This window comes from Patescibacteria group bacterium, from assembly GCA_041650895.1.
Lineage (GTDB): Bacteria > Patescibacteriota > Patescibacteriia > 2-01-FULL-39-33 > 2-01-FULL-39-33 > CAISTG01.
Window position 1 is genome coordinate 144,368 of record JBAZKF010000001.1, and the last position, 24,276, is coordinate 168,643.

At 43.9% G+C, this 24,276-nt stretch carries 25 protein-coding genes and 2 tRNA genes; 4 read left to right on the forward strand and 23 right to left on the reverse strand.

Annotation, left to right across the window (positions count from 1 at the left end; translation table 11 throughout):
• Positions 1-70: 70 nt before the first annotated feature.
• The 3 genes from rplL to WC473_00770 all read right to left on the reverse strand — a co-directional run bounded on the left by rplL (position 71) and on the right by WC473_00770 (position 3,425).
• A complete protein-coding gene (gene rplL / locus WC473_00760) occupies positions 71-463 on the reverse strand; it encodes a 50S ribosomal protein L7/L12 (protein MFA5124345.1) in 393 nt (130 codons plus the stop codon).
• Positions 464-492: 29 nt separating this feature from the next.
• Entirely contained in the window at positions 493-996 is a 504-nt protein-coding gene (gene rplJ, locus WC473_00765; GenBank protein ID MFA5124346.1) for a 50S ribosomal protein L10, read from the reverse strand.
• A gap of 209 nt (positions 997-1,205) precedes the next feature.
• Positions 1,206-3,425 carry a helicase-related protein gene (locus WC473_00770; protein ID MFA5124347.1) on the reverse strand — a complete coding sequence of 740 codons (2,220 nt, stop codon included), beginning with the start codon at positions 3,423-3,425 and terminating at the stop codon, positions 1,206-1,208.
• A gap of 379 nt (positions 3,426-3,804) precedes the next feature.
• Here WC473_00770 and murA point away from each other — a divergent pair, with 379 nt between their 5' ends.
• From murA to WC473_00790, 4 genes are all read left to right on the forward strand, one after another.
• Positions 3,805-5,058: a UDP-N-acetylglucosamine 1-carboxyvinyltransferase gene (gene murA, locus WC473_00775; protein MFA5124348.1), complete on the forward strand. Its 1,254-nt coding sequence runs from the start codon at positions 3,805-3,807 to the stop codon at positions 5,056-5,058.
• Position 5,059: 1 nt separating this feature from the next.
• Positions 5,060-6,388, forward strand: coding sequence for a PEGA domain-containing protein (locus WC473_00780; protein ID MFA5124349.1), 1,329 nt, complete (start codon positions 5,060-5,062; stop codon positions 6,386-6,388).
• Positions 6,389-6,535: 147 nt separating this feature from the next.
• Positions 6,536-7,123: a deaminase gene (locus WC473_00785; GenBank protein MFA5124350.1), complete on the forward strand. Its 588-nt coding sequence runs from the start codon at positions 6,536-6,538 to the stop codon at positions 7,121-7,123.
• 37 nt (positions 7,124-7,160) lie between these two features.
• Positions 7,161-7,586 carry a hypothetical protein gene (locus tag WC473_00790; protein ID MFA5124351.1) on the forward strand — a complete coding sequence of 142 codons (426 nt, stop codon included), beginning with the start codon at positions 7,161-7,163 and terminating at the stop codon, positions 7,584-7,586.
• A gap of 43 nt (positions 7,587-7,629) precedes the next feature.
• Here WC473_00790 and WC473_00795 read toward each other — a convergent pair whose 3' ends face one another.
• The 20 genes from WC473_00795 to WC473_00890 form a co-directional block, all read right to left on the reverse strand.
• Positions 7,630-8,037, reverse strand: coding sequence for an HIT family protein (locus tag WC473_00795; GenBank protein ID MFA5124352.1), 408 nt, complete (start codon positions 8,035-8,037; stop codon positions 7,630-7,632).
• A gap of 37 nt (positions 8,038-8,074) precedes the next feature.
• Positions 8,075-9,793, reverse strand: a complete 1,719-nt coding sequence (locus WC473_00800) for a hypothetical protein (protein ID MFA5124353.1) — start codon at positions 9,791-9,793, stop codon at positions 8,075-8,077.
• An 88-nt stretch (positions 9,794-9,881) separates the two neighbouring features.
• The gene (locus WC473_00805) at positions 9,882-10,757 is read right to left on the reverse strand and encodes a TatD family hydrolase (protein MFA5124354.1); all 876 of its coding nucleotides are present in this window, start codon (positions 10,755-10,757) and stop codon (positions 9,882-9,884) included.
• A gap of 3 nt (positions 10,758-10,760) precedes the next feature.
• The gene (locus WC473_00810; GenBank protein MFA5124355.1) at positions 10,761-11,285 is read right to left on the reverse strand and encodes a CvpA family protein; all 525 of its coding nucleotides are present in this window, start codon (positions 11,283-11,285) and stop codon (positions 10,761-10,763) included.
• Between the two features lie 25 nt (positions 11,286-11,310).
• Positions 11,311-12,807, reverse strand: coding sequence for a methionine--tRNA ligase (gene metG / locus WC473_00815; GenBank protein ID MFA5124356.1), 1,497 nt, complete (start codon positions 12,805-12,807; stop codon positions 11,311-11,313).
• 64 nt (positions 12,808-12,871) lie between these two features.
• Positions 12,872-13,558 (reverse strand): 16S rRNA (cytidine(1402)-2'-O)-methyltransferase, encoded by a 687-nt coding sequence (rsmI, locus tag WC473_00820; protein MFA5124357.1) that lies wholly within the window; start codon positions 13,556-13,558, stop codon positions 12,872-12,874.
• Between the two features lie 105 nt (positions 13,559-13,663).
• Complete coding sequence (locus WC473_00825; GenBank protein ID MFA5124358.1) at positions 13,664-14,587, reverse strand: hypothetical protein; 924 nt, start codon at positions 14,585-14,587, stop codon at positions 13,664-13,666.
• 32 nt (positions 14,588-14,619) lie between these two features.
• Positions 14,620-15,771, reverse strand: coding sequence for an LUD domain-containing protein (locus WC473_00830; GenBank protein ID MFA5124359.1), 1,152 nt, complete (start codon positions 15,769-15,771; stop codon positions 14,620-14,622).
• A 2-nt stretch (positions 15,772-15,773) separates the two neighbouring features.
• Complete coding sequence (locus WC473_00835; GenBank protein ID MFA5124360.1) at positions 15,774-16,511, reverse strand: (Fe-S)-binding protein; 738 nt, start codon at positions 16,509-16,511, stop codon at positions 15,774-15,776.
• Positions 16,512-16,726: 215 nt separating this feature from the next.
• Positions 16,727-17,416 carry a hypothetical protein gene (locus tag WC473_00840; protein MFA5124361.1) on the reverse strand — a complete coding sequence of 230 codons (690 nt, stop codon included), beginning with the start codon at positions 17,414-17,416 and terminating at the stop codon, positions 16,727-16,729.
• Positions 17,417-17,648: 232 nt separating this feature from the next.
• A complete protein-coding gene (locus tag WC473_00845; protein MFA5124362.1) occupies positions 17,649-18,719 on the reverse strand; it encodes a cytochrome c biogenesis CcdA family protein in 1,071 nt (356 codons plus the stop codon).
• A 31-nt stretch (positions 18,720-18,750) separates the two neighbouring features.
• Positions 18,751-19,500, reverse strand: a complete 750-nt coding sequence (locus WC473_00850) for a ZIP family metal transporter (protein ID MFA5124363.1) — start codon at positions 19,498-19,500, stop codon at positions 18,751-18,753.
• Positions 19,501-19,518: 18 nt separating this feature from the next.
• Positions 19,519-19,592, reverse strand: a tRNA-Val gene (locus WC473_00855).
• A gap of 5 nt (positions 19,593-19,597) precedes the next feature.
• Positions 19,598-19,668, reverse strand: a tRNA-Ala gene (locus WC473_00860).
• Positions 19,669-19,704: 36 nt separating this feature from the next.
• Positions 19,705-20,481 (reverse strand): SIMPL domain-containing protein, encoded by a 777-nt coding sequence (locus tag WC473_00865; GenBank protein MFA5124364.1) that lies wholly within the window; start codon positions 20,479-20,481, stop codon positions 19,705-19,707.
• A gap of 93 nt (positions 20,482-20,574) precedes the next feature.
• Positions 20,575-21,627: a glycosyltransferase family 2 protein gene (locus tag WC473_00870; protein MFA5124365.1), complete on the reverse strand. Its 1,053-nt coding sequence runs from the start codon at positions 21,625-21,627 to the stop codon at positions 20,575-20,577.
• Positions 21,611-21,946, reverse strand: a complete 336-nt coding sequence (locus WC473_00875) for a DUF2304 domain-containing protein (GenBank protein MFA5124366.1) — start codon at positions 21,944-21,946, stop codon at positions 21,611-21,613. Before WC473_00875 ends, WC473_00870 begins: the two co-directional genes overlap by 17 nt.
• A 75-nt stretch (positions 21,947-22,021) precedes the next feature.
• Positions 22,022-22,684 (reverse strand): glycosyltransferase family 2 protein, encoded by a 663-nt coding sequence (locus WC473_00880; GenBank protein ID MFA5124367.1) that lies wholly within the window; start codon positions 22,682-22,684, stop codon positions 22,022-22,024.
• Positions 22,685-22,687: 3 nt separating this feature from the next.
• Positions 22,688-23,728: an NAD-dependent epimerase/dehydratase family protein gene (locus tag WC473_00885; protein ID MFA5124368.1), complete on the reverse strand. Its 1,041-nt coding sequence runs from the start codon at positions 23,726-23,728 to the stop codon at positions 22,688-22,690.
• A 113-nt stretch (positions 23,729-23,841) separates the two neighbouring features.
• Positions 23,842-24,270 carry a GtrA family protein gene (locus WC473_00890; protein ID MFA5124369.1) on the reverse strand — a complete coding sequence of 143 codons (429 nt, stop codon included), beginning with the start codon at positions 24,268-24,270 and terminating at the stop codon, positions 23,842-23,844.
• Between the last annotated feature and the right edge of the window lie 6 nt (positions 24,271-24,276).

Genomic DNA, 24,276 nt, shown 5'->3' on the forward strand with positions numbered 1-24,276 from the left:
TCTTTAAAGACAAAAAAACATAAACAAAAAACACACCCATTTCACTGAGTGTGTTTTTATTTGGAAAAAATTATTTCAAGGTAACGGTAGCGCCGGCTTCTTCCAATTCTTTCTTAATCTTCTCGGCTTCTTCCTTCTTCGCACCTTCTTTGACCATCTTCGGAGCACCATCAACCAAGTCCTTGGCTTCTTTCAAACCCAAATTGGTAATGGTACGGACAGCCTTAATGACATTGATCTTCTGAGCGCCAGCGGCGGTCAACTCAACGTCAAAACTGTCTTTTTCTTCAGCGGCGGGAGCAGCGCCAGCGGCGGCCATCATGACCGGGGCAGCGGCAGAAACGCCGAATTTCTCTTCCAAAACTTTGACCAATTCGGCCAAGTCAATAACGGATAACTTTTCAATTTGTTCAACGAGAGCCTTGAACTTCTCGGGAACAACGATGTTTTTTTCTTCAGACATATGATTTGTTTAGTTTATTATTATATAGTTTAAACGGCTTCTTTTTCTTTGCTCTCTTTAATGGCGTTCAAAACGCGGGCGATACCGGACATCGGGTTGGCAATACAGCCGACAAGTTTGCCCAATAACACCTGACGGGAAGGAATTCTGGATAACTCTTTGACTTTGACGGCATCAATATATTGACTCTCAAAGATGCCACCGGCAAATTGAATTTTATCATGGTCCTTGGCAAAAGTAGCCAAGATTCTGGCTGGCGCGACTTCGTCTTCGTAAGAAAACAAAGTGGCGATCTCGCCTGAAAATTCTTTTTCTGCTACTTCTTTCATTTTTTGTTCACCCAAGGCCTTCTTTAACAAAGTCTTTTTGGCCACCAAGTAGTCAATGCCTTCCTCACGGCATTTTTCTCGCAACTTGTTAAGTTCCTTAACCTCAATACCGGAAAAGTTAAACATGACGGCGGCTTTCATTTTGGCCAACTTGTCTTCCAAGTTTTGCAAAATAACCGCTTTTTGTGATTTGGTTTTTGGCATATTTTTATACTGTTTATATAAATAAAAAAACTGCGTTTCCGCAGCAATAAATAGCCAAAATAGGCTAATTTCCTCGGCAGGACTTATCGGGGTTTTGTATCTCCCCCGCCCACTTTCTGCGGAATATGTTCTAATTATAGCAAATAGGCGAAAAATGTCAAGAAAAAGAGGCCGGGGGAAATTCCCAGGCCTCGCGAAAGTGCTAAGATTCAGTGCTGAAGCAGATCAGCGAAACTCGTACCGAAAGTACTCGAGGCCGGAGGCGGCGTCGTCCTTCCAAACCGTGATGCGCCCATGGTCACCGTAACCTTCGGTTCGCTACGCAGTTTGACTTTGCTCCCAATCTCCGGCGGCAAGCCTTCAGCTTCTGCCGGCTCAGTGATTCTCCGAGCGACCAAACAACAGATTTCCTCAAACTCGGCTTCGGTCATCTCGCCGGAGTCAACCAGCGCCTTGAGCTCGTCAAAGCTCATATACTGGCGATCGGGCAACTCAAAACGAGCATCCTCCAAAGTCAAAACCAACGAACACGAAATACTGTTAGATTCCCAACGCCAATTGTAACGTTGGATCTTCGCGCAATGCGGAGCATGGCGCACGACTATCTGCGGGTCACTGATGATCGTCGCCATAGTCAGGAGCTTCAATATCTTTGGGAGGTCGAACCGTCCTTTCACGGTGAGGTCGACCGGTTCCCCGACCACTAATTGGCCGGACGACGAACTCGAGATGACCGAACGGTTGCTCAACTGCCTCTGTTCAAACCCATACATGGGATAACTTTCTCGGCCAGTGCTGACTTTGGCGCTAAGACCATCAGAAACCATGTGAAGCTTGTCCAACATGCCGCTAACCACCAGCTCGGCCATTAGGTCATCGTTAATGTCGGGAGATTTGTTCTGTCCCCTGTCATCAGCCGACAGATATTGCAGTTTGCGCTCTATCTCTTGAACGCGCCGATAATGCTTCAAAGACAGTCCATGGTCAGAGAACGTCTGTGGATCCTTCCGTAAACCGTCTGCGAAACAGCAATAATGATATTGCGCAACCGCGTCAGAAATCCCGACGTAAGGCGGCAACTTTATCCAGCTATCCTTGACCCGCGACTGGATTCCGCCCACCTCCCTACAAGCAACAATACGACGCATGGCCGGCAACTGGCCGACTTTCTTTGCCAACACTAATGATTTTGCTGAGTTCACAGAAACCGGCCACCGGGATATTAATTCACCCAGCGACGACGCCGTGCCATCAGCCATTACTGCTCCCAGAATTCGCAGAGTCCGATAAGACTCGGCCATAGCAGATCTGTTCGGCTGATGGAAGAATTCCAACTCCATCACATTAATACCATGGCAGGCCAGGCGTAGGATGAGTTGATCCAGACGAACCCGCTCAATCTCCGCCTTGGGAAAATCTTCTTGGTCCTCCCAACCGCTATAACAATTGATATATACCCCTTCCGAGTCCCTACCGGCTCGTCCCCTGCGTTGATCGACTTGAGCCTTGGAAATACGGCGTAGATAAAGCCCCTCTACGCCATCCTTGGTTTCGATGCGCTTTTCCAATTGCGTATCAAGTACCCCGTTAATTCCGGGTACTGTGACCCCGGATTCAGCTATATTAGTGGTTACGATAATTTTCGGTTTGCCGTAATCCACAAAAACCAAATCTTGTTCCTCCGGGGGCAAGTCCCCATGGAGGGGTAGAATTACCGCATCAGTATCAACGCCCATTTGGCGCAATCGATCAATACAATCATAAACTTCCCTTTTACCGGGCTGGAACAACTTGATAGTGCGGCCCTCCTTGACTAACAGTGCCGCTTCTTCTTCAATTGACCCTGTTGTCATGGGACGATCCACTACCGGAAACAACCTGCCTTCAACGCTCAATACGGGCGCATTGTCAAAATATTCCGACAAGCGCTCAGCTTCAAGCGTTGCTGACATAATGACCAAACGAAAATTAGCTCCTTCCTTCAGGCGCTTTTTGGCCCAGGCCACCAAGGCCTCGGTCTCCACGCCCCACTCATGGACCTCGTCAATAATCAAGACTTCCGGTTGCCAGTCAAAGACGATCTCACGAATCGACTCCGCTCCATCAGTGCTATACAGCAATCTGGTATCTGCGGAGCAATTCCGTTCAAATCCGGTACGGTAACCAATTTCCCCGCCTAACTTGCAACCATTCTGTCGCGCCACATAACACGCGACCGAACGAGCAAGGAAACGCCGTGGCACAGTGCATACCACTTTGAATCCGGCCCGCCAAAACATTGGCGGTATTAAGGTGGTTTTACCGGAGCCGGTCTTCGCCGTAATAATAACCACCGGGTTATCCAAAACCAACTCAGTAATCTCTGCTTCACGAGCCGCGACCGGCAGGGTTGATGGATTAACTAAAGAGATCAATATCTTATCCTCCATTAATCATGAGAGAAATTTGAGTTCTCTCCGACAATGGAGAGAACGACCGTTGGGCCGTCAAATTTTATCTCCCTACTTTAAAGTATTCAATTTTTAGGTACGCCGCTAACTTTTAAGTTGAGCGGTTAACTCTGACTTTAACCGTCTATACATCCGATTAAAAACAGGCAAAAACCGTTCAAATTAGACATAAATTCAATATGTAATTATATCACACATTAATTATTTTGTCAAGATAGTTATCCACAATATAAAACATGACTTCTGGTGTATGGTTTATAATATCTAAATTTAGATAAAAAAATATGATAATTTAGCCAATATATTTGCTTTAAATGCTCAATAATGTTATTATTAAACTAATAAATACTTATTTTATATGGAAAAATACATCATCGAAGGCGGGCATAGATTGTCCGGCGAAATTAGCGTCCCCGGCGCCAAGAATCAAGTAGGCAAAATGCTGGCCGCCAGCATCCTCTCCTCCGAACCATGCGAGCTGACTAATGTACCGGCGATTGAAGACGTAACGCACATGCTGGAGCTTTTGGAAGATATCGGCGCCAAAATTGAACGGAGCGAAGGCCGCCTAATAATTGATCCGTCAGGCGTCAATAAATCAGAACCGTCGGCCGAGCTGGTCAAACGTCTCAGATCTTCGGTTATGCTGGCCGGGCCGCTTCTGGCGCGCTTCGGCAAAGTGACCATGGCGCATCCCGGAGGCTGCGTCATTGGCAAACGTCCGATTGATATGTTTCTTGCCGGCTTCAAAGCTTTAGGAGCCAAAATTGAAGAAAACGAAAACCACTACACCCTACACGCCAAAAAATTAATCGGTGCTAAAATCGTCATGCCTTGGATAGCTGTTACCGCCACTGAGTCACTGATGATGACTGCAACTTTAGCTGAAGGCGTCACGCAAATCATTAACGCGGCCATGGAACCGGAAATCCCGGCTTTGGCTGATTACCTTAATTCCTGCGGCGCCAAAATCACCGGCGCCGGCACGCCAGTTATCACAATTGAAGGTGTAAAAAAAATCAGCGGCGGCAAATGCCAACTAATCCCCGACCGCATTGAAGCGGGAACTTTCGTCATCATGGGACTTCTGACTGGCAGTGAAATTACAATCACTAATTGCGAGCCCAAGCACTTGGACGTGGTTCTAGCCACACTGGAAAAAGCCGGAGCCAAATTGGATGTGGGAGAAAATTACATCAAAACCAAACGCAGCAAAGTAAAAGCGGTGGAATTACGCACCCATGAGTATCCGGGTTTTCCTACCGACCTGCAAGCGCCTTTTACCGTGCTTATGACTCAAGGCGAAGGATTATCTTTGATCCATGAAGTAATTTATGAAGGCCGGCTGTTTTATACCGACAAGCTTAATGCCATGGGAGCTAACATTATTATGTGCGACCCTCATCGAGTAATTGTCTCCGGGCCGACAACTTTACACGGCAAAAAACTGGAATCGCCTGACCTGCGCGCCGGTATGGCCTTAGTCTTAGCCGGCCTTGCCGCCCAAGGGAAAACTACGATTGACAATATTTATCAAGTTGAACGAGGCTATCAGGATCCGATCGGCCGCCTGCGGGCATTAGGCGCCAAAATTGAAAAAATCAAGGAGTAATATGACCTTATTATATCGTCGTATAACTTACATTTCCTTCATTATAATTTTCCTGATTATTACGCCTCTTATCATCGCCTATACGGCCGGTTATCGTTATAATTTCAGCAAAGGCCGGGTGCAAAAAACCGGCATCCTGCGCATTACTTCTATTCCTCGTGGCGCCAACATCTACCTGAATAGCCAAATACAAAACACACAGACTCCGGCCAAAATCCAATATCTGATGCCGGGTGATTACGAGATTAAACTAACCAAAGAGGGATATTTTGATTGGCAAAAAAAACTGCCGATTACAGAAAATAATACCACCTTCGCTGAAAAAATAATCCTCTGGAAAAAACCAGCGGCAAAAAAATTAAACGCCACCACCAGCGTCTCCTCTTGGCTTATTTCACCCGATAAAAACATTATCGCCTTCAGCCAGCTGGACGGATCTATTGGTATTATTGACGTCAATTCCGGCTTATTCGGCGAGCTATCAGGCGGTTCACTGGAAATAATCACTAAAATTTCTGATTACGGCGAAGTTAAGTTAATCAGCTACTCCCCAACCGGCCGTTATCTGATCGCTGAAAGTGGTAAAAGCAACGCTAAAACCTATTTCCTCATCGACGCTTTTTTAAAAAAATACGATAAATTGCCGATAAAAAACTATTCTGCCATTAAATGGGACAGAAACTCCGACACGCTTTATGCCAACGATAAAACAAGTTTGTGGCAAATTAATGTTTCCAACTCAACAGCCAAACAATTATTAAAAAGCTTTACCGGCGATTTTTATTTTGATAATCAAAACTTTTACATCTTTAAAAATTCCATTTTAAGCCGAGGCACTCTGACTAATGCTAATATCAGCGATATAGCAGCTATCACCTGCGATGCTTGCCGAATTGAAACGATTAAAGGCAACCGCCTGTATCTTTTTAACCGGCTCAGCGGCGACTTGCGTATTATTGATTTATCCGGCAAAACCAAATCCGCCAGCCTGAAAGCCAAGTCTTTTGATTTTCTAGCTAATAATTCAGCTTTGATTTATAATGATTTTGAACTATCAATTTATAACAGCGCCAAAGATGAACCAGAACTTATCACCCGGCTGGGCCAGCCTATTTCCGCCGCCGCCTGGCACCCAACCGGACGCTATATTTTCTTTGTTACTGAAGGACAATTAAAAGTCATTGAATTGGATAACCGCGAATTGCGCAATATCATTACTATAATTGACGCCCCTGCTGATTTCATCCAATTGGATCGTGCCGGCAATAATGTTTATTTCAGCGGGTTAATAGACAAACAGGAAGGCATTTACAAACTGGACATCCAATAATCCCTAAAATCATAAGGCAAATTAATAATAAACCGCCACTATTGACAAATGGCGGTTTTTGAGTTATCATAGAACAATCATAGAACTTTAAAAACAATAAAAAATTGTCTCGGTCAGTGCCTCGACCAAACAAGAAGGAGAACCCAGATGGATTCATCGCCAGAATTAGTGGAAGAAATAAAAAGATTCAGAGTGGGATTTGCTTATCTAATGGATGTTATGTATTCATGTGCGGCGAAGAGCAATGATCCGGACACGCATATCGGAGCAGTTATAGTTCGACCCGAGTTTAATAAAACTGTTTTAACGGCCGATTTGCGTAGAAGCATAGTTTCCACCGGCTGTAATCATTTTCCTCGCAACATAAAAATTACTCCGGCAATGCTGGAGCGCCCGGAAAAACACCTTTGGACTGTTCATGCCGAAACTGATGCTATTTGTTGCGCCGCCCGTTACGGCGGATCTTTACAGGGTTGCCACCTTTTTACCAATGGCCTGCCCTGCTCCGAATGCGCCAAAGTGATTGTTGAGAGTGGCATCGCTTCAATTTATATTGACCGAGGCTGGGAATCATTCGGTGATCCCGGTTTCCAGAAGACCTGGGCGGAAAAATTTAGGGTCAGTAGAATCATGCTTGATGCGGCCAATATTCCGGTTATTCCTATCCCTTACCTCCATAACATCTGCAGTGAAGTACGAAGAGTGCCACGCTTCAAGCGCGGCCAATGGTTTTAAAAGGATCAATGATCTTAAACCGATAAAGGAAAATACCATGAGAAAATTACTCTTGATAGAATTTGACAAAGAAGCCAGATCGGCGCTAGGACGAACACTTGGCGATGCCGGCTACATCGTACACGCCAGCGATATGTCGCGAGCTGAGCTGGGAACAGCCAGGGAAGCGTTACTCGGAGATAAGTTTGACGCCATCGTTATTGAGCCGGAAATGCCCTTGGATGAATTGGCTAAGGGCCCGGAAGCGTTGAGCGGGATAAAACTCTTAGCAAAATGGCGAGAACAAGGTCTGACCCTGCCACCGATAGTCGCCTTGACCTGGCGCAATTACAGTTATTTTTTTGGCGACGAGAAACTATACCAACACGGCATTGGTTGCGTGGTGGATAAGATTGGCGGTTCAGATTCATTGCTTAATGCGCTTGAATGCCTGTGGGAGAAAGAAGAAGAGGAATTTGATTGAACAAAACAACGCCCCCTATTAAGGGAGCGTTTTAATTTTGCCTTTAAGTTATTTGCGTTTTAATTTTCTCCGCTAATTCCTGTTGCCGGCCTGGTTCATATTCTTTACCCGGCCAGAGCTTGAGGCCATCACCCTCAGACCGGGGCACAATATGAAAATGCACATGGCCGACAACCTGACCTGATGCCCCGCCATTATTAAGCATCAAATTGAAAGCATTGGTTCCGGTGGCGGATAGAACCGCCGGCGCAATCTTCTGCGCCAAACCCAAAAGCTGGCAAGCGTCATCAGCCGGCAAATCCAGCAAAGTTTCATAATGGGCCTTAGGAATGATCAAGGTGTGACCCGGGTTGACCGGCGCAATATCCAAAAAAGCCAAAAACTTATCATCCTCATAAACTTTGGCTGAGGGGATTTCTCCGGCAATGATTTTACAAAAGATACAGTCCATATGGTTTGATTATAAATTAAAAATAACAAGTTAATGATTATTTGCTGCAAATAATATTATTAGTTGTCTCCTGAAACTCCTTGGCAGAGACAGCTTCCAAAGACAAAATTATCGGCAAAGACTCTTTGATGCATGGCCTTTCGGGCAAGTCCTTTATTTCTTGCCAGACAACTTGCGCTTTCTGCCAATCGGCATCGGTTATCACCAAGTCCATGACCGGCCCGGAATAGTAGTTGGCCACAATCAACAAGGAAAGAATAACCACGGCTAATTCCGCCTGATGGCGCCTTTTAATAGCCGAGATGATCAACTGGCAAAACAATAAAAGCAAAGGCAGAATGGCAAAAAGCGTCAAACGACGCGCCAAGGAGTGCTCGCCCGATAAAAATCCCCAGCTAATAAAGTAAGCGCCGAGAGTGATCAGAGAAAAATAAGAGACTAAGCGCCACGCCGCGTCATTGCGTTGCCAGGCGACAATCAAGGAAACCAAATAAACTAAGATAAAAATTGTAGCCACGGCTAAATCAAAGATTTTGGGCATCAAACCCCACTGCGGCCATAACTTCAAACCGGAATTAAAATACCATAAATTGCCGGCGGTCCAGGCCTGATATAAACCGCCTAAATGAAAACTGACTTGCCGGCTGGAAACAAAATCCAGAGCTACCAATCCTATTATCGCCAACAAAGCCACGATTGCCGACCAATCGCGTTTTCTGGCAGTCAATGTTAATAAACCAAAAATTATCAGCAAAATAAAGGCCAACGAATAATTAAAATAATTAAGTGCCGTAAAAGCCAAGGCCAATAAGGCCATTTTATTATTCGGGCGCCTCAAATAGGCCAGCCAAAGCATGACGCCGAAAGCAAAATTGAGCAACCCCCAACTTGCCGGCAAACCCTGTCCGCCATAATACTGCCATAAATAAAAACCGGAACTTAAAACGGCTGCCAGCAGGGCAAACTGCCGATTAGGGTATAATAACGAAGCAATAACAAAAATAATTAACGGCAAAAATAAAGACCAAAGAAACGGTAAAAGAAAACGATTGAGCTGAAACACATCAATTGAAGTTATCTTGGAAACAACAGCCTCCAGCGACCATTGGGCGCCATAAGACAACTTGGCCGGATCCGCTAAGGCTTGCGGAACTTTTATTCCACTAACAGCAACGTACCAGACATCACCGGCCAATAATGTCGGCTGATATTCCAAACCCGATAATAAGCGGTATTCCGATCCAAGATGACGGAAACGATCACCACCAAAACCATTCGGATAAACCAATAAATAAGAATGGATTAATAAAGAAAAAATAATAACGGAAAATAATGCCACCGCCAAAGATATGCGACTCTGCGACAAATATAGGGCAGCCAAAGAGCAGACAAAAACGATTACTAAAAACAACGGACTGAGAGTTTGCCAGGGACTGACTAATCCACTGCTATTTATACCAGCAAAAACAAAATAACCGCCGATAACAGCCAAGACCAATAGGATAGCGGCATAACCGAAATAAGCGGGCAAAAACGGCTCGCTCGAGTAACTTCCGGCGCCGCAGGCAGGCAATTTAGCATAATAAAAATACAAAACAACAATAAAGACTAAAGAGATGATGAAAGCGGCAATAATGAAAATGTTAGAAAAAGACAACCAAGCCGTGAAAATATTAGTTACCAACGACAAAATAGCCAAACTAAAAAAAATCCCCAACGCCATGGCCAATTGCCTATTGACGGGCAGGATTCTCAAAAGGACTCTACCTGCGAAGTAAGTTGAGATAAATAACCAGACAAAGGATAAAATAAGATAGAGAATCATAAATAACAAATCATAAATATCAAATACCGAATAATTCTTTGGCATTTTTGGTTGTGGCTTCGGCCACTTCGCCATAAGTCAGATCCTTTAGTTGTGCAACTTTTTTAGCCACAAATTCCACGTATTGCGGAACATTCCTGGCTCCGCGGTGCGGCTCCGGAGACAGGAAGGGCGCATCGGTTTCAATCAAAATCCTATCAAGCGGCGTCTCCCGAACTATCTGTTGGAGTTCTTCGGATTTTTTCTTGAATGTTATAATGCCGGTAAAACCCAAATATAAACCGAGTCGCAAAAATTGCTTGGCTTGTTCGGCATTACCGCCAAAGCAATGCACTACTCCTTTGACTTTCCTATCGGAGCCAATCTTGTCTTGTAAAATGCGCAAAATATCATCATAGGCATCAGTCGGGTTAGCAACAGAGCCTCGGCTGTGGATAACCAAGGGCAGATTAAGTTCTTCAGCCAAAGCGATAAAACCACGGAAGGCCTGCTCTTGTTTAATCTTCAATTGCGCGATCTCCGCAACAGAAAATTTACCGAAATAAAAATAATCCAATCCGGTTTCGCCGACAGCCACGACTTTCTTGGATGATCGGGCTAACTGGCGGTATTTATTAGCATCAAAATCCTCTTGCGCGGTCTTAAAAGTCTGCGGTTTGCCTTCAATAATAATAGTTTCTTCCCCCGCTTCAATTAAATGAAGCGGGTGCAATCCGACTACGGCATAAACCCCGCGCGGAAATTTTTCCGCCAAATTAATCGCCCGTTCGGAAGTGGAATATTGCGCGCCCACATTCAATAAGGCGTAATTAGACGATAAAAAATCAGCCGCCACTTTAGTGGCGTCATCTCTAAAGGAAATGAAGTTTAGATGGCAATGAGAGTCTACCAACATACATTAAAATATTGACTGTATTCTATTAAACGCCTCGGGCAAAAGCTTAGTCAGCCAAGTGGCCGACAAAACCAGCCAATAAGCTATCTGGGAATTGCCCAAAAAATTCTTAACTAAAGAAATATCTGGAGCAATTTTGGCTAAAACGAATATTATAATGCCGGAAGTCAAAACACCTTCCACTAACCCCAATAGCGCGCCGCCCAGCCGATTCAAAGAACCCAAAAAAGGAATAATGGAAATCAACTTAAAGCCACGATCAACCAGATAAAATAATAAAACCGTCAAACGGTTTACTGCAATAAAAACAAATAAGAAGGCAACGATTCTAGCGGCGATAGCATGGCCCATCAGCACCGGCGTCAGCCAATCGGCTACCGGCATAAAATAATGGCCGGCCACCCAAGTGCCAAAGATCATGCCGACCAAAGCGCCAATCGTGCGTATCAGTCCCATAACAAAGCCCCACATCACGAAAATTAAAACAATAATAATCAAAATGACGTCGACAAGCGTAAAAACCATCATATAGATAGCTTATGATTAATATTTACTATATCCTGGGGAATAAGCCAGTGATCTTCTCTACTTTACTCTGGGGCTCCAAAAGACCCCAAACAGTCAAGGTTTTATAATCTTGGCCAAAAAAGCCTGCTTGACCCAAGGCGGTCATAATCCTTTCTCCACTTTCCGGCATAATCGGCCAAAGCAAGACACCGACATGACGCAATAACTCCAGTAAGTTATAGATTACTTCTTCTAATCTTTTAACATCGGTCTTAGCCAGTTCCCAAGGCTTATTTTTTTCCACATAAGCGTCACCCAAAGCGACTAAGCCCTTAACCGCTTCAATGCCGTTATCAGGCAGGAAATCACTCATAGCTTGATTATATTGCCCGATGAGCTTTTCAGTTTCCGCTTTCAATTCGTTATCGCGATTCGGCACTAAACCAGCAAAATATTTTTCGGCCATGGCCGTAACGCGGGAAGAAAAATTACCGATACCATTGGCCAAATCTGAATTATACTGAATAACAAACTTATCCGCCTTGATATCTCCGTCCTGTCCGAACGGAAATTGCGACAGCAACAAATACCTGATAGCGTCAACGCCAAATCCTTTAGCTAATTCTAAGGGGTCAATAATATTACCCAAAGATTTGCCCATCTTATGCCCGTCAACCGTAAAGAAACCATGGGCAAAAATAGTCATGGGGGGTTGGATTTCCGCGGCCAATAGCATGGCCGGCCAAAAAATACAATGAAACTTAATAATGTCCTTGCCGATAACGTGTACATCAGCCGGCCAAAACTTATCCAGCTTAGCTTCGTCGCCGGAACCATAACCCAAAGCATTAATATAATTACTTAGAGCATCGGCCCAAACATAAGTAACTTGTGTCGGATCCCAAGGCAAAGGTATGCCCCATTTGAGATTTTGACGAGAAATGGAAAAATCAGACAACTCCTGTTTGAATAAGCCCAGCACTTCTTTCTTTTTGCTGGCAGGCAGGATCCTAATTTTATCCGTATCAATTAATCGCTCTACTTCCGGCAAATACTTCTTCAAATTGAAAAAGTAATTCTTTTCTTCAATAAGCTCCGGCTTGGTTTGGTGCACCGGACATAAACCGCCGACCAAATCCTTTTCTGTCACAAAAGCCTCACAACCCTTACAATAATAACCCTCATACTTGCCCTCGTAAATCGCTTCGGCCTCTTTTAACCTTAACAGCAGTTTAGTGACGCCATCCTTGTGGCGGTCGGAAGTAGTGCGAATAAAATCATCATTAGAAATATTAAGCGCGTCCCAAGCGAATTGCCATTTAGCCGCCATAGCGTCGCAGAATTCCTGCGGCGATGCATTAGCGGCCGCAGCCGAATCTGACATTTTCTGGCCATGCTCATCCACACCGGTTAGATAGTAAACTTCATCGCCGAGTAAACGATGATAACGTGCCAGAACATCAGCAGCGATTGTCGGATAAGCCGAGCCGATATGCGGTTCGGCGTTAGAATAATAAATTGGGGTGGTTATGTAAAACTTCATAAATTAATATTTATTTCTTCCATTTTTATAATTCGTAGTTCGTAATTATTGATTCATAATTGGCCTACTTTCCTTCCACTACCACAACAAACTCGCCTTTGGTAGTATCGGACTTTAATTGATCTAAAATTTGCTTGATATTGCCGCGATAAACGGTTTCAAATTTCTTCGTCAGTTCGCGACCCACAACGATTCGCCTGCCATTATCCGCCCCGGGGGGCATCATCTCGTTTAACTTTTCCAAAGATTTGATAATCCGATGAGTAGATTCATAAAACACTGTCGTCTCTCCACTGTCAATTATTCTTTTCAGTATTGTCTCCTTGCCTTTCTTATGAGGCAAAAAGCCCAAGAACAGAAAACGATCGGTCGGCAAGCCGGAAATAGACAAAAGGGCGACAATAGCTGACGGACCGGGAATAGGGATAATCTCGCACTGACTGCCAAATCTTTTGACTGCCGCTTCCACCAACAAATTGCCCGGATCGGAAATTCCCGGAGTCCCTGCGTCAGTAATAACCGCCATCTCCCCCGTCTCGGCCAGCTTATCCAACAAAAAATCCACCTTGCCGGCTGAGCTATGCTGGTGATAGGAAACTGTTTTGGTTTTGATATCGTAAGCCGCTAAAAGCTTGCTGGAAACACGCGTGTCTTCGCAAGCAATCAAAGGCACGGACTTGAGTACCTCCAAAGCCCGGAGAGTTATATCTTTTAAATTTCCCAGCGGCGTCGCGACAATATAGAGTTTCATAAAAAAACTATACCATTTTTAAGCAAAAAAAGCAACTTTAATTATAAAACCCGCACGACGATATGGCGTACGGGTTTTTAACTTTTCAATAACTGTAATACCTGTTTATTTGGTGGTTGCCGTAGTCTGGGTTGTGGCCGAACCGGAAGCCTTAGTCGCATCCGCTTTCACCTCTGTACCGGTCGTCAGATCCTTATAATCTCCCATCAGATCTAAATTAGTGAAGATATAAGTACCGTCATCAGCGACAATTCCCACATCCGCCCAAGCCTGAGTGAACACCAGGTACTCGCTGACTTCTCCGCTGATTAATATTGTCGGCGCTTTGGTTATCTTGTACTTCTCAACCAAATCTTTGCCGGCAGGCGAAGAAATATCTACAGTTTTAGCTCGGTTAGTCGGCACGCCTAAGTTTTCCAAAGCCGTTGCATGAGTCTTGACATCATAACAAGTCTTGCAAGATTCATCAGTCAAATAAGTAACCAATATTTCTCCTTTGAGTTTATTTAAAGCCAAGTCATAATACGGCGCTAAAATTTTGGTCAAGACAAATTGATTATCAACAGTATTACCCAAAGTGCTGGTGAAAAAAGCAGCTAAATCAGGATTTTTGCTAAAATCTGTTTCTACTACGACAGTCGGGACTTTGGTTACTTGTAACTTCTTAGCTAACGCCTTGCCTTTACTCCAGGGCCACCAACCATCAACCTTGAGGGTTTCCACATCGGTGATTTTGATGCTTCTGCTTTTTAAAGCGTCAATAAATAAGCTAGTATCCCAGCATTTATTACCACAATGCGTAGAAGTTAAAACAATCACTTTGGCTTCAGCAATAGGATTAGCCGGTTGGGAATCGTCTTTCTTTCCGTCCCACACGCCGGATAGCCACAAGACCAACACCAAAATAACAATAATGACTAAAGCAATGGCCAAACCGATTATCAAACCGCGCTTGAAATTGCTTTGCCCTTCGCGTTTAGCGCAAACATTCTTGCACCAGTCAGAAATTTTAGAAATAATTTTCTTCATATTTTTTAACGATAAATATATAATCTGATTAATTAACAGCAAAATAGCTCATCTGGTGTAGCACCTTCTGGGACTTCGCCGAAAGGATTGCCGTAGTGCTTTAAGTTTTTAAGCATTTTGGCATTAACCTCGCTAATCTTGCCTTCGGCGGTAAATTTCTCGCGATAAACTCTGGTAATATTCTGCCAATCAATCTTGGCCGGACAGTTGACTGTGCAATTCTGGCACAGAGTGCAAGTAGAATTAGTTTTATTGTTTGAGACCTTGGGCATGGTCAAAGTCAGATTCCAAGCCGGGCAAAGGTTATAACAAGCTCCACAATGGATACAGTATAACATACTTTCCAACTCGGTGCCAACTTTTTTATAGGATTGCCCTTCAATCAGAATTACCGCCAAATCCTGAGCTCCTTGCACACCGGTAATTAACTCGTTTTCAATATCGGCTGTTTGCGACGGTCCGCCAATAAACGACACGTAAGACGTCCAACTCTGACCGGTCCCCCAAACCGCAGCCGCCTTGGCAATTTTAATCGCGTCGTCATACGAGGCCACGACTTTTTCCACGTTAGCCACAGCAATATGCAGCTTGGGCAAACGAGTGATCAGAGAAATATTGCCTTCGTTCTCAAGTAGCATGATTTGCCCGTCGGCGGTAACGGCGTTAACGCCGGTCAACCCCACTTCGGCGGATAAGATCTTCTCCCTGATAACAGTTTTCAATTTATTCACTAATTCTTTAGGGTTAGCCGGCAAATCAATCCCTTTCTGTTTGAATCTCGCAACGATTTCTTCCACCCGTAAATCAATAGCCGGCAAAACCGGATGATCGCTGTCACCGCCGATTTGCGAGACAATATAAGCACCCAAATCGGTCTCTGTCAATTTATCGCCCAGGATTTCTTTTAAACTTAATTTATCCAAAGTGTTGGACTTGCTTTTGACTGCCTGGCTTGAGCCGACTAACTCTTTAATTAATGCGGTAGCGGCAATATTGTCCTTGACCACATAAACCTTAGCGCCGGCTTGCTCTAATTTGTTCTTGGCCTTTTCTACTAATTCTGCCAGCCTGGCTGCTGCATTTTTTTTCAAATCAAAAATCTGATCGCGCAGCTTCTCCTGATCTTCACGGCTTAAGGCGGTATCTCGCTTGCTAAGATAATTGTAAACAAAATCGCGATTCATAATTATATTTTTCCTAATAGCACTTCGGAAAACTCTACGACTTTAATTTTATCGCCCACGCCATTGCGCAAATTATAGGTACACATAGGGCAAGGCGTAACTAAATATTCGGCAGCTGTGTCCACGGCTTGACTCACTCGCTCGGTTGCGATCTTTTCCGCCAATTCCTTATGATTGGATTGCACTCCCCCGCCCGCTCCGCAACAAAAAGCATGTTCGCGGTTCAGTACCATCTCTTGCAAATCAACGCCCAGAAGTTTAAGCAATTCCCGCGGTTCCTCATAAATCCGGCCATGCCGCCCCAAATGGCAGGGATCATGGTAAGTGGCTTTGATTTTTGCTGCCGGCAAATTCAGTTTCCCACTTTTCAATTTCTTCAGTAGATAAGTAGTCATGTGCTCAACCTCAATATCCCACAAGTCTGACAGAATTTTAGGATATTCATGGCTGAATACGCGATAGCAAGCCGGACAGCCCGTAATGATTTTTGTAATATTATACTGCTTGAACAATTGCAGATTTTTCTCGGCTAAAGATTCGGCCTCGGCCTTAAAACCGGCATTAATGGCCGGCGAACCGCAGCAAACCTCCTTATCCGGCAGAACAATGGGATCCTCTCCGCACATTTCCAATAGTTTTTTGTAATTATCAAAAATATCCTTAGCCACGTATTTGGTCAGGCAGCCGGGATAATATAAGGTATTGCCGGAAGATTTTAAGACTTTATCTAAAAAAGACATAATTTTAACTGGCAATTATGTAAATATCTTATCAAAAATATGTTAATTTGGCAATTTGGCCCTGTAAATTATGAAGTTAAAACCATCCGGCTGGAATTAACAAATTATCATCAAAATAAAAGCCGCGCGACAACATACGTCATCGCACGGAAAATTCAAGGGATTAAGGTTCAGGGATCCAGGGAGCCAAGGATCCAAGGTGTCAGATTGTCTACCTACCGGCAAGCAGGCTCGCGGACAACCGCAAAACACCAGTCGCTACTGAAGTTACCCCCGAGCTTATCCATATCCAAACAGCGCCCCAAACCAATCATACGAAGACAAGCAAAACCACGGCCGAAGGTAAACTCCAAAATTGAGCCCAAAGCGGCAATGGGAAATAGCCGTTGGAGTCCGGGTTGAGCCGCGCCCAACGCCAGGAGTTCTTCAATCTGAACGAAACGATAACGATAACCCGCTCCCCGACGCAACAACAAATCATTAACTTCTTTCAATTTGTCGATAACCTGTTCGCCATTGTCAAAATTCTGACCAAAACAAAGCAACTCAACTATAATTTTTCGTTTGCCTGGTAGTGATCCCTTAATAATGCGTAACTGCTTGATGTCCGAATCTTCCCTGTCATAATGGCCAGCATAAATCATCTGTTCAATATTCTGACTAAGATCCACAACCACCTCGTAGCTGTTGACTGTATAAAGCAATATAGCTTGCTTTGCAACGGTCTTAGCGTCACACACTTTGGCCATAACCAATTCGGCGATTTGCCGTCGCAGGCCACTGTCCGTCTCAATGAGACGAATCGCCTCGTCATCACCACCCAAGGACAGAATTTCGTCCGTCAGAGACTTCCAAATTTGCCACATAGTACCCAAGGCGCCCAAAAACTCACTCTTCTTTTTCATGGTCTTTCTCCCATGCTGCGGCTTACCTCCTACTAGAGAACTATTCTCCAGCCTAAGGCCTACCAATGTACTGCACACATTATCTCACAATATTAATATTTTGTCAAGATATTTATCCACTTCACTGAGCAAATAATATTTTTATCTAATTTTGAACAAAAAAATACGTTAAATCTGGAGTTTGACGTATTTTTAACTGACAGCGATAAAAATATAAAAACAACAACTAAATTTAAAACAAAAAGATCAAACTCAGGCCCAATGCCACCAACACTAATCCCATAATGAGCCGTAGCCACTTGCGTTTAGACGTACGCCAGGATTCCAGCTGTTGGGGCGATACGCCCTTATAAACAATCGCCAGAATAATAAACAAGGGCGCCACAAAAACAACGTTATAAAACAGCAAATAAACCACCCCGCTCCAATAAGTGGTTTCTTGCGCCAGTAGCGCCAGAATGGCCAAGTAGAATCCGCCAGTGCAAGGCAACTCAAACAGGGCGACCAAAAATCCTAAAACAATTGCCGCCGGCAAGGAAGCGTGTTTGATATATTTTTCTAATAATGACCTCTTGCCTTCGGGAATAGCCAGAGTGATCCCCTGGCCGTACCAAAAAAAATCTTTGATATTAATAAGTCCGGCAATAATCGCCAGCCCCGCCGCCAGCCACAAAACATATTTACTAATAACGCTAAGCCACTGAAGGGCTGCCAAAAGACCCAGCCCCGCCGCCAAATAAACGACATAAACAGTAATAACATAAGTAATACCGACCTTAAGCATCCGCTTCTTGGCGCCAATGGCCAGAAGTGACAGCATCAAAAAGATCATAACCGAAAAGGCGCAGGGATTAATAGAATCAGCCAAGGCCGCCACAGTTACCGCCCAGACAGTCAGCTTGTGCGGACTATTGGTTGATACGGCAACGGTTTTAGACGAATCATCGCCAATCAAACCCAATTTAACTTTAAAAAAATCAATGATCGGCTGATCCCCGGACAAGCACTGGCCCTCAAAATGCAAATAAGGCACGCCGATATCTTCGGGCGGCACGCTCTTTGCCACGCACAAATCATAAAACTCCTTGGCATTTTTGGGATTTTGCGATACTTCCTTCTCTATGATGTTGTATTTTTTTAATATATCATATTGATCAAAAAACTCGTGGACCTTAAGGCAATGCGGGCAAGTGGCTGAATAATAATAAATATTCTGATCATCACCGACCGGCGAATATTGAGCCAGCGTCAAGGCCGGCCAAAACATTGACAGCAAAACAATCAGATATATGATTTTTTTCATAGTTTTGTTTGGTGGTATTAGGGGAAAAAGGTTACTCAAACAGCACTTTCATAAAGTACATAAAAATCAAAGCCAGGATGAATAGAACATAAGATAGGACGGCGCGGGTCAGATTTTTATCCTTATGCAATTCGGGAATCAAATCCGAGGAAGCGATATAAATAAAACCACCGGCAGCAAAAGGCAAAAGCAAGGCGGAAATCAATTCGCTTTGCCGGTAAAACATCCAGCCCAATAATATGCCGATAAAAGCCATGCAGGCGGAAAGTAGATTATAGAATAAAGCGCGTTTTTTGGTGAATCCGGAATACAACAGAACGGCAAAATCACCCAGCTCTTGAGGAATCTCATGAAGGATGATTGACAGGGTTACAGGTATGCCCAGAGCCGGACCGCCCAAAAAAGAAGCGAATATCACCATACCGTCAATCATGTTATGGAAACCGTCACCGATAAGATTGAGCCAACCCAAATGGCTGTGTGTTTCGCATTCTTCATTATGGCAATGATGCCAACGCAGAAATCTTTCCAAAACGAAAAAAAGCGAAAAGCCGACTAGGACGGCAATAAAAACATCTAACGAAGGGATAGTTTCCAAAACTTCAGGCAACAGATGGAAAAAGGCGGCGCCGATCATTGATCCGGCCGCGAAAGATACAAAATAAATCAAAATCTTGTTCAACCGCTTTTCATTAAGAAACAGACTGAGCGCGCCGGAAAATGACAATAAACTGACAACGGCTACTGCCAAGATTGACCATAAAAGATTTGATACAACCATAAGGATAAAATGATAATGTGGACATTACAGGATTCGAACCTGTGACCTTTCGAATGTGAATCGAACGCTCTAACCAACTGAGCTAAATGTCCATTATTGGACCTAGGCGGAATCGAACCGCCGCCTCTACAATGCGAATGTAGCGTCGTACCACTAGACTATAGGCCCTTAAAGGGGATGTTTTGGCAACATCCCCTGAAAAATTTATTTTAATCTGTAATTTACATTCATTTCCACTACGATTTCGTAACTGCCGGTCGGAATCGTGGCACCGCCACTACTACTGCCGCCGCCCAGTCCGCCTTTATCGGCATAATAAGAAGCGCCTTGTCCCGGACCTTGCACATAATTCTCCCACCAGCCAGTAATCTTTCCTAATTTAACTTCGGCCACAGAAGCCATTTTGATTGCTTTATTATTGGCATCACCTAAAGCTTCCACTCTAGCCTGTTGTTTTAAATCATCCACATTGGAAACATCAAAAGAAATTCCCAAAACCTGATTGATGCCGGCCTTACTGGCTTCGGCCAAAACCTTACTAACCTTATCCGGGCTGGCTTTGATATCCCTCACCTTAACGGTAATTTGTTGATTAGCGTTATAGCCAGATAAGCTACTGGTGTTGTTAATATAATCGTACTGCGGATACAAAGAATAATTCTGTGTAACAATATCTTCCGGCGCTATGCCCAAAGCTTTGATGACCGCAACGATCTTGGTGATTTTATCATTCAATTGGTTTAGAGCTTCATCCGGCTTAGCTACCTTGTCAATCTGGACGCCCAAAGTGACGATAGCGATATCCGGCTGGTAAGTCACCTTACCTTGACCGGTAACGGAAACCGAGTTCTGCGGATAATTGACGATACGATCACGCACGATAGAAACAACGGCCACGGAGGCTAGCGCCAGGATTAAAATGATGTAAACAGCGATCTTGCCGCCGCCCATTCTCTTAATCGGCTGTGTAATTTGATCCATAATTTTTACCCTTCTTTATCACTGTATTATGTTTAAATACGGTGAATTTTGTGTTTTTAATTATAATGTAAAATTAAGAAAAAATCAAGCCCCCTACCAAAAAACAACTAACCGGACTAACAAGAAATAAGCTTCCAAAAGCGGATTTGCCACCCAAGACAATAACTTATTCTCTACTTCCTGATTGGTAATCGGACCGACAAACAAACTAAGGATCTCCCGATCAGAAACTCGCCGTAAATCCTGGATTTTCCGACGCTCGCTCATAATATAACCGAAGTTTTTTATCAGCCACAACCAACCTTTGAACTTTTCCTTAGACCACTCGTTCTTGATAGAAAAAGCCGTAATGCCCACTTCCATTATCAGTAACATGGGTGCTAACAAAACTATGGTCGCCAAACGGTAGTTCTTCAGTAAGACAATCCAACGATTGCGATCCATGTAATAAAACTTGTATCTGGCCTTGGAATAACTGTATTTATGATAAACCACGGAAAGCGGGTCAATAACCACACGATAACCCGATAGCCGTAAACGCCAACCCAAATCCACATCCTCGTGATACATGAATAATTTTTCATCAAACAAGCCGATTTCCTGAAGCGCCGACAATTTTAACAGTACGGCCGCACCCGAGGCGTAAGGCAAATCAAACAAAGCCGTATAAGCATGGCTATCCGGCTCGCGGTAATGATCGCAAAAGGCGAAGCCTAAGAATTGGAGGGAATTACCCAAGCTATTAATCAGGTTCTTCTCCGGATAAAGCAATAGTTTTGATTGCACAGCGGCGATTTTCTCATCGCCGGAAACAGCATTAACCAAGCGCGACAGCCAATACGGCTCCACAATCGTATCATCATTAAGCAAAACCAGATAATCCGCCTGGTCTTTAGCCCAGGAATAAATCTGGTTATTAGCCGCGGCAAAACCCGCGTTTCTATCATTGGCGATAACCGTTACTTGCGGCCAAACTTCGGCCAGATATTCTTTGGTTGAATCATGACTGCTGTTATCCACTACCACTACCTGAACCAACTCGCGCGGATAATTCTGCCGGTTGACGCTATCAAGACAATCAGCGATCTTATGGCGTGAGTTATAGGTAACAATGCCAATGACAACTTTTTTATGAGGATGAATCATCTTTTTCCTTTAAGGCTTCGGCCCGAACGACTTTGGTCAGGTCTTTTTCCAATCTCTCAATGCGCCAAAACAAACGAGATAAAATATAAAACAAAAAAACCAAAGCCAAATAAACCACCAAGTCAGAACCGCGGCCCACGCCCACGCGATTGGCGATGTCCACTGTCAACTGAGGCCAAATAACAGCCAGCCCGGCCAAAAACCACAATAACAACCAGCCGATAAATTGCTTGCCTGGCAATTCTTTGGCACGATACTTGGCTGCCAAACGCAGGACAATAACAGCAATAATGATTAAAAGAATAATTTGTATAAGCATATTTTGTCTGATGATAATGATTAATTGTTAATTGATAGATAATCAAGGCTACCGGCAAAAACCAACTATTGATGACTACTTAATCAGCAAATCCCATAAAATACCAAACGCATTCCAAATGCTTTGGCCTTTCTTGATGGAATAATCGGTATAATGAATTGTTACCGGCACTTCACAATATTTGAGTTTGAGACGCTTAATCTCATGCAACACCTCACTGGCATAGGCCTGCCGATCCTGTCCTAAATCCAGAAGTTTTAAAGCTGTTCCGGCCCAGGCCTGAAAGCCGTTATGCGTATCGGTCAGTTTTAAACCGGTAGTCCAGCAGGTAAAATATAAAGCCAGCTTTTTAGTGATTCTTTTCATTAACGGCATATTCAAGGCGCGACCCAGATTCCTGGAGCCCAACACCGCGTCATAACCTTCAGCCAATTTAGCGGCCAATAATTTAATCTCTTGCGACTCCATCTGCCCGTCCGCGTCAAAAAAAACAGCCGCGTCAACGTGGCGGCGAAGAGCATACTCAATTCCGGTTTTAAGCGCCGCTCCCTGGCCACGATTAATTTTGTGCCGTAAGACATCGGCGCCGGCCGAAGCGGCTAGTTCAGCCGTCGCGTCGCTTGAGCCATCGTCAATAATTACAATCAGAGATTCAGGCTGAGCGGCCTTGACTGCCAAAACAACAGAACTGATTTTTTCCGCTTCATTGTAAGCCGGAATAATTATCGCCAATTTCATAAGCTAAACCATCTTGACGGAACCAAGGGTTGTTTCCGGACGCCTTATTCCCTTTTGCGCGCTTAAATAATCAATGGTTTTCTGCAAGCCTTCATCCATCAGAATTATCGGGAACCAGCCCAACTTTTCTTTGACCAAAGAGATATTGGCTAAAGGCTGAACCTCAAAATGAGCCGGGCGATTTTTAAATTCAATAATTGACTTGGAGTTAGTCAGGGTGATTATTTTTTTAGCGATTTCATTGATGCTCATTTTCCATTCCGACGCCATATTGACCGGGCCGCTCTCCCCGCTTTCCATTAACTTCATTAAACCGCGGATTAAATCTGTAATATAAAAATAAGAAGCAAATTCGCTTTCGCGGCCGTAGATGGTAATGGTTGTCCCGCTGTAAGCGGCAGAAATCATTTCTGGAATCATTCGACCGTCAGTTAAGCTTAGACGCGGACCGTAACAATTGAAAATCCTGGCGATTTTGGTATTAAGCTTATGAGCTAAGCGGTAATTATTAACCAAGGCTTCGCCAAAACGCTTAGCCTCGGCATAGCAGGCGCGGGGGCCAAATTGATCAACCGGGCCGACATAATCTTCTTTGATCGGCATAGGGCCAGTACCGGCACCGTAGACCGCAGGCGCCGAAGCGAATAAAATTGAAGCTTCGTATTTAACCGCTAAATCCAAAGCATAACGTAAACCAACCGAGTTTACCAACAGTGTCTCCACCGGATGAGCCATATAAGCTTTGGGTGATGTCGGGGAAGCCAAAAAATAAATTTCTTGCACTCCCTGAAAAGCGACTTTGAACTCGGCTAATTCCGGACGACTCTCCAATTCAATAGGATTTATAATATCATGATTAATAAACTTGAAATCAGGATTGGCCAGCAAGTGGGCGATATTGGACTGATCGCCGGTAAGAAAATTATCAAGACAGATAACCTTAGCGGTTTTGACCAGCTCATCGCAAAGGTTAGAACCGACGAATCCGGCTCCTCCAATGACTAAAATATTCTTTTTATCAAATATCGCCTTTTTGACGGGCATACAGTTAAAAGTTACAAATTACTAATTACTTAATTAATTCAATCAAATACGTTACTGCCTTAATCTAATATTCACTCCCTTATATTATACCACAAAATAATAACCCCAGACAACTATCTCTTGAAAGTCCAGAAACGATTTAAACTGAAATTAAAAATAGCGACAATAAACGAAGAGACGGCTTTGGCCAACAAGTCTGGAATATGCACCAATTCGATCAATAAGCTCAAAAGGCATAAATTCAATGACAAACTTATAATATTGGCAACAAAAAATTTAGCATACTGCCATTTCAAACCAGCGCTATGATGACGGAAGGTCCACTTGCGATTCAACTCAAAACTCCAGGTTACAGCCACAGCAAAAGAAATAATGGAAGCGACAAGATAGTGCAGACCGAATAGGCGGGTCATCAGCCAATAGACGCCCAAATCAACCAAAAAATTAGATGTGCCAACCAGGCAGAATTTGATAAACTGCCGGAACAGTGACTGTTTGAATAACGGCAACTGATAAATCCTTTCTTTTATCATTTTTAACATAAAAGT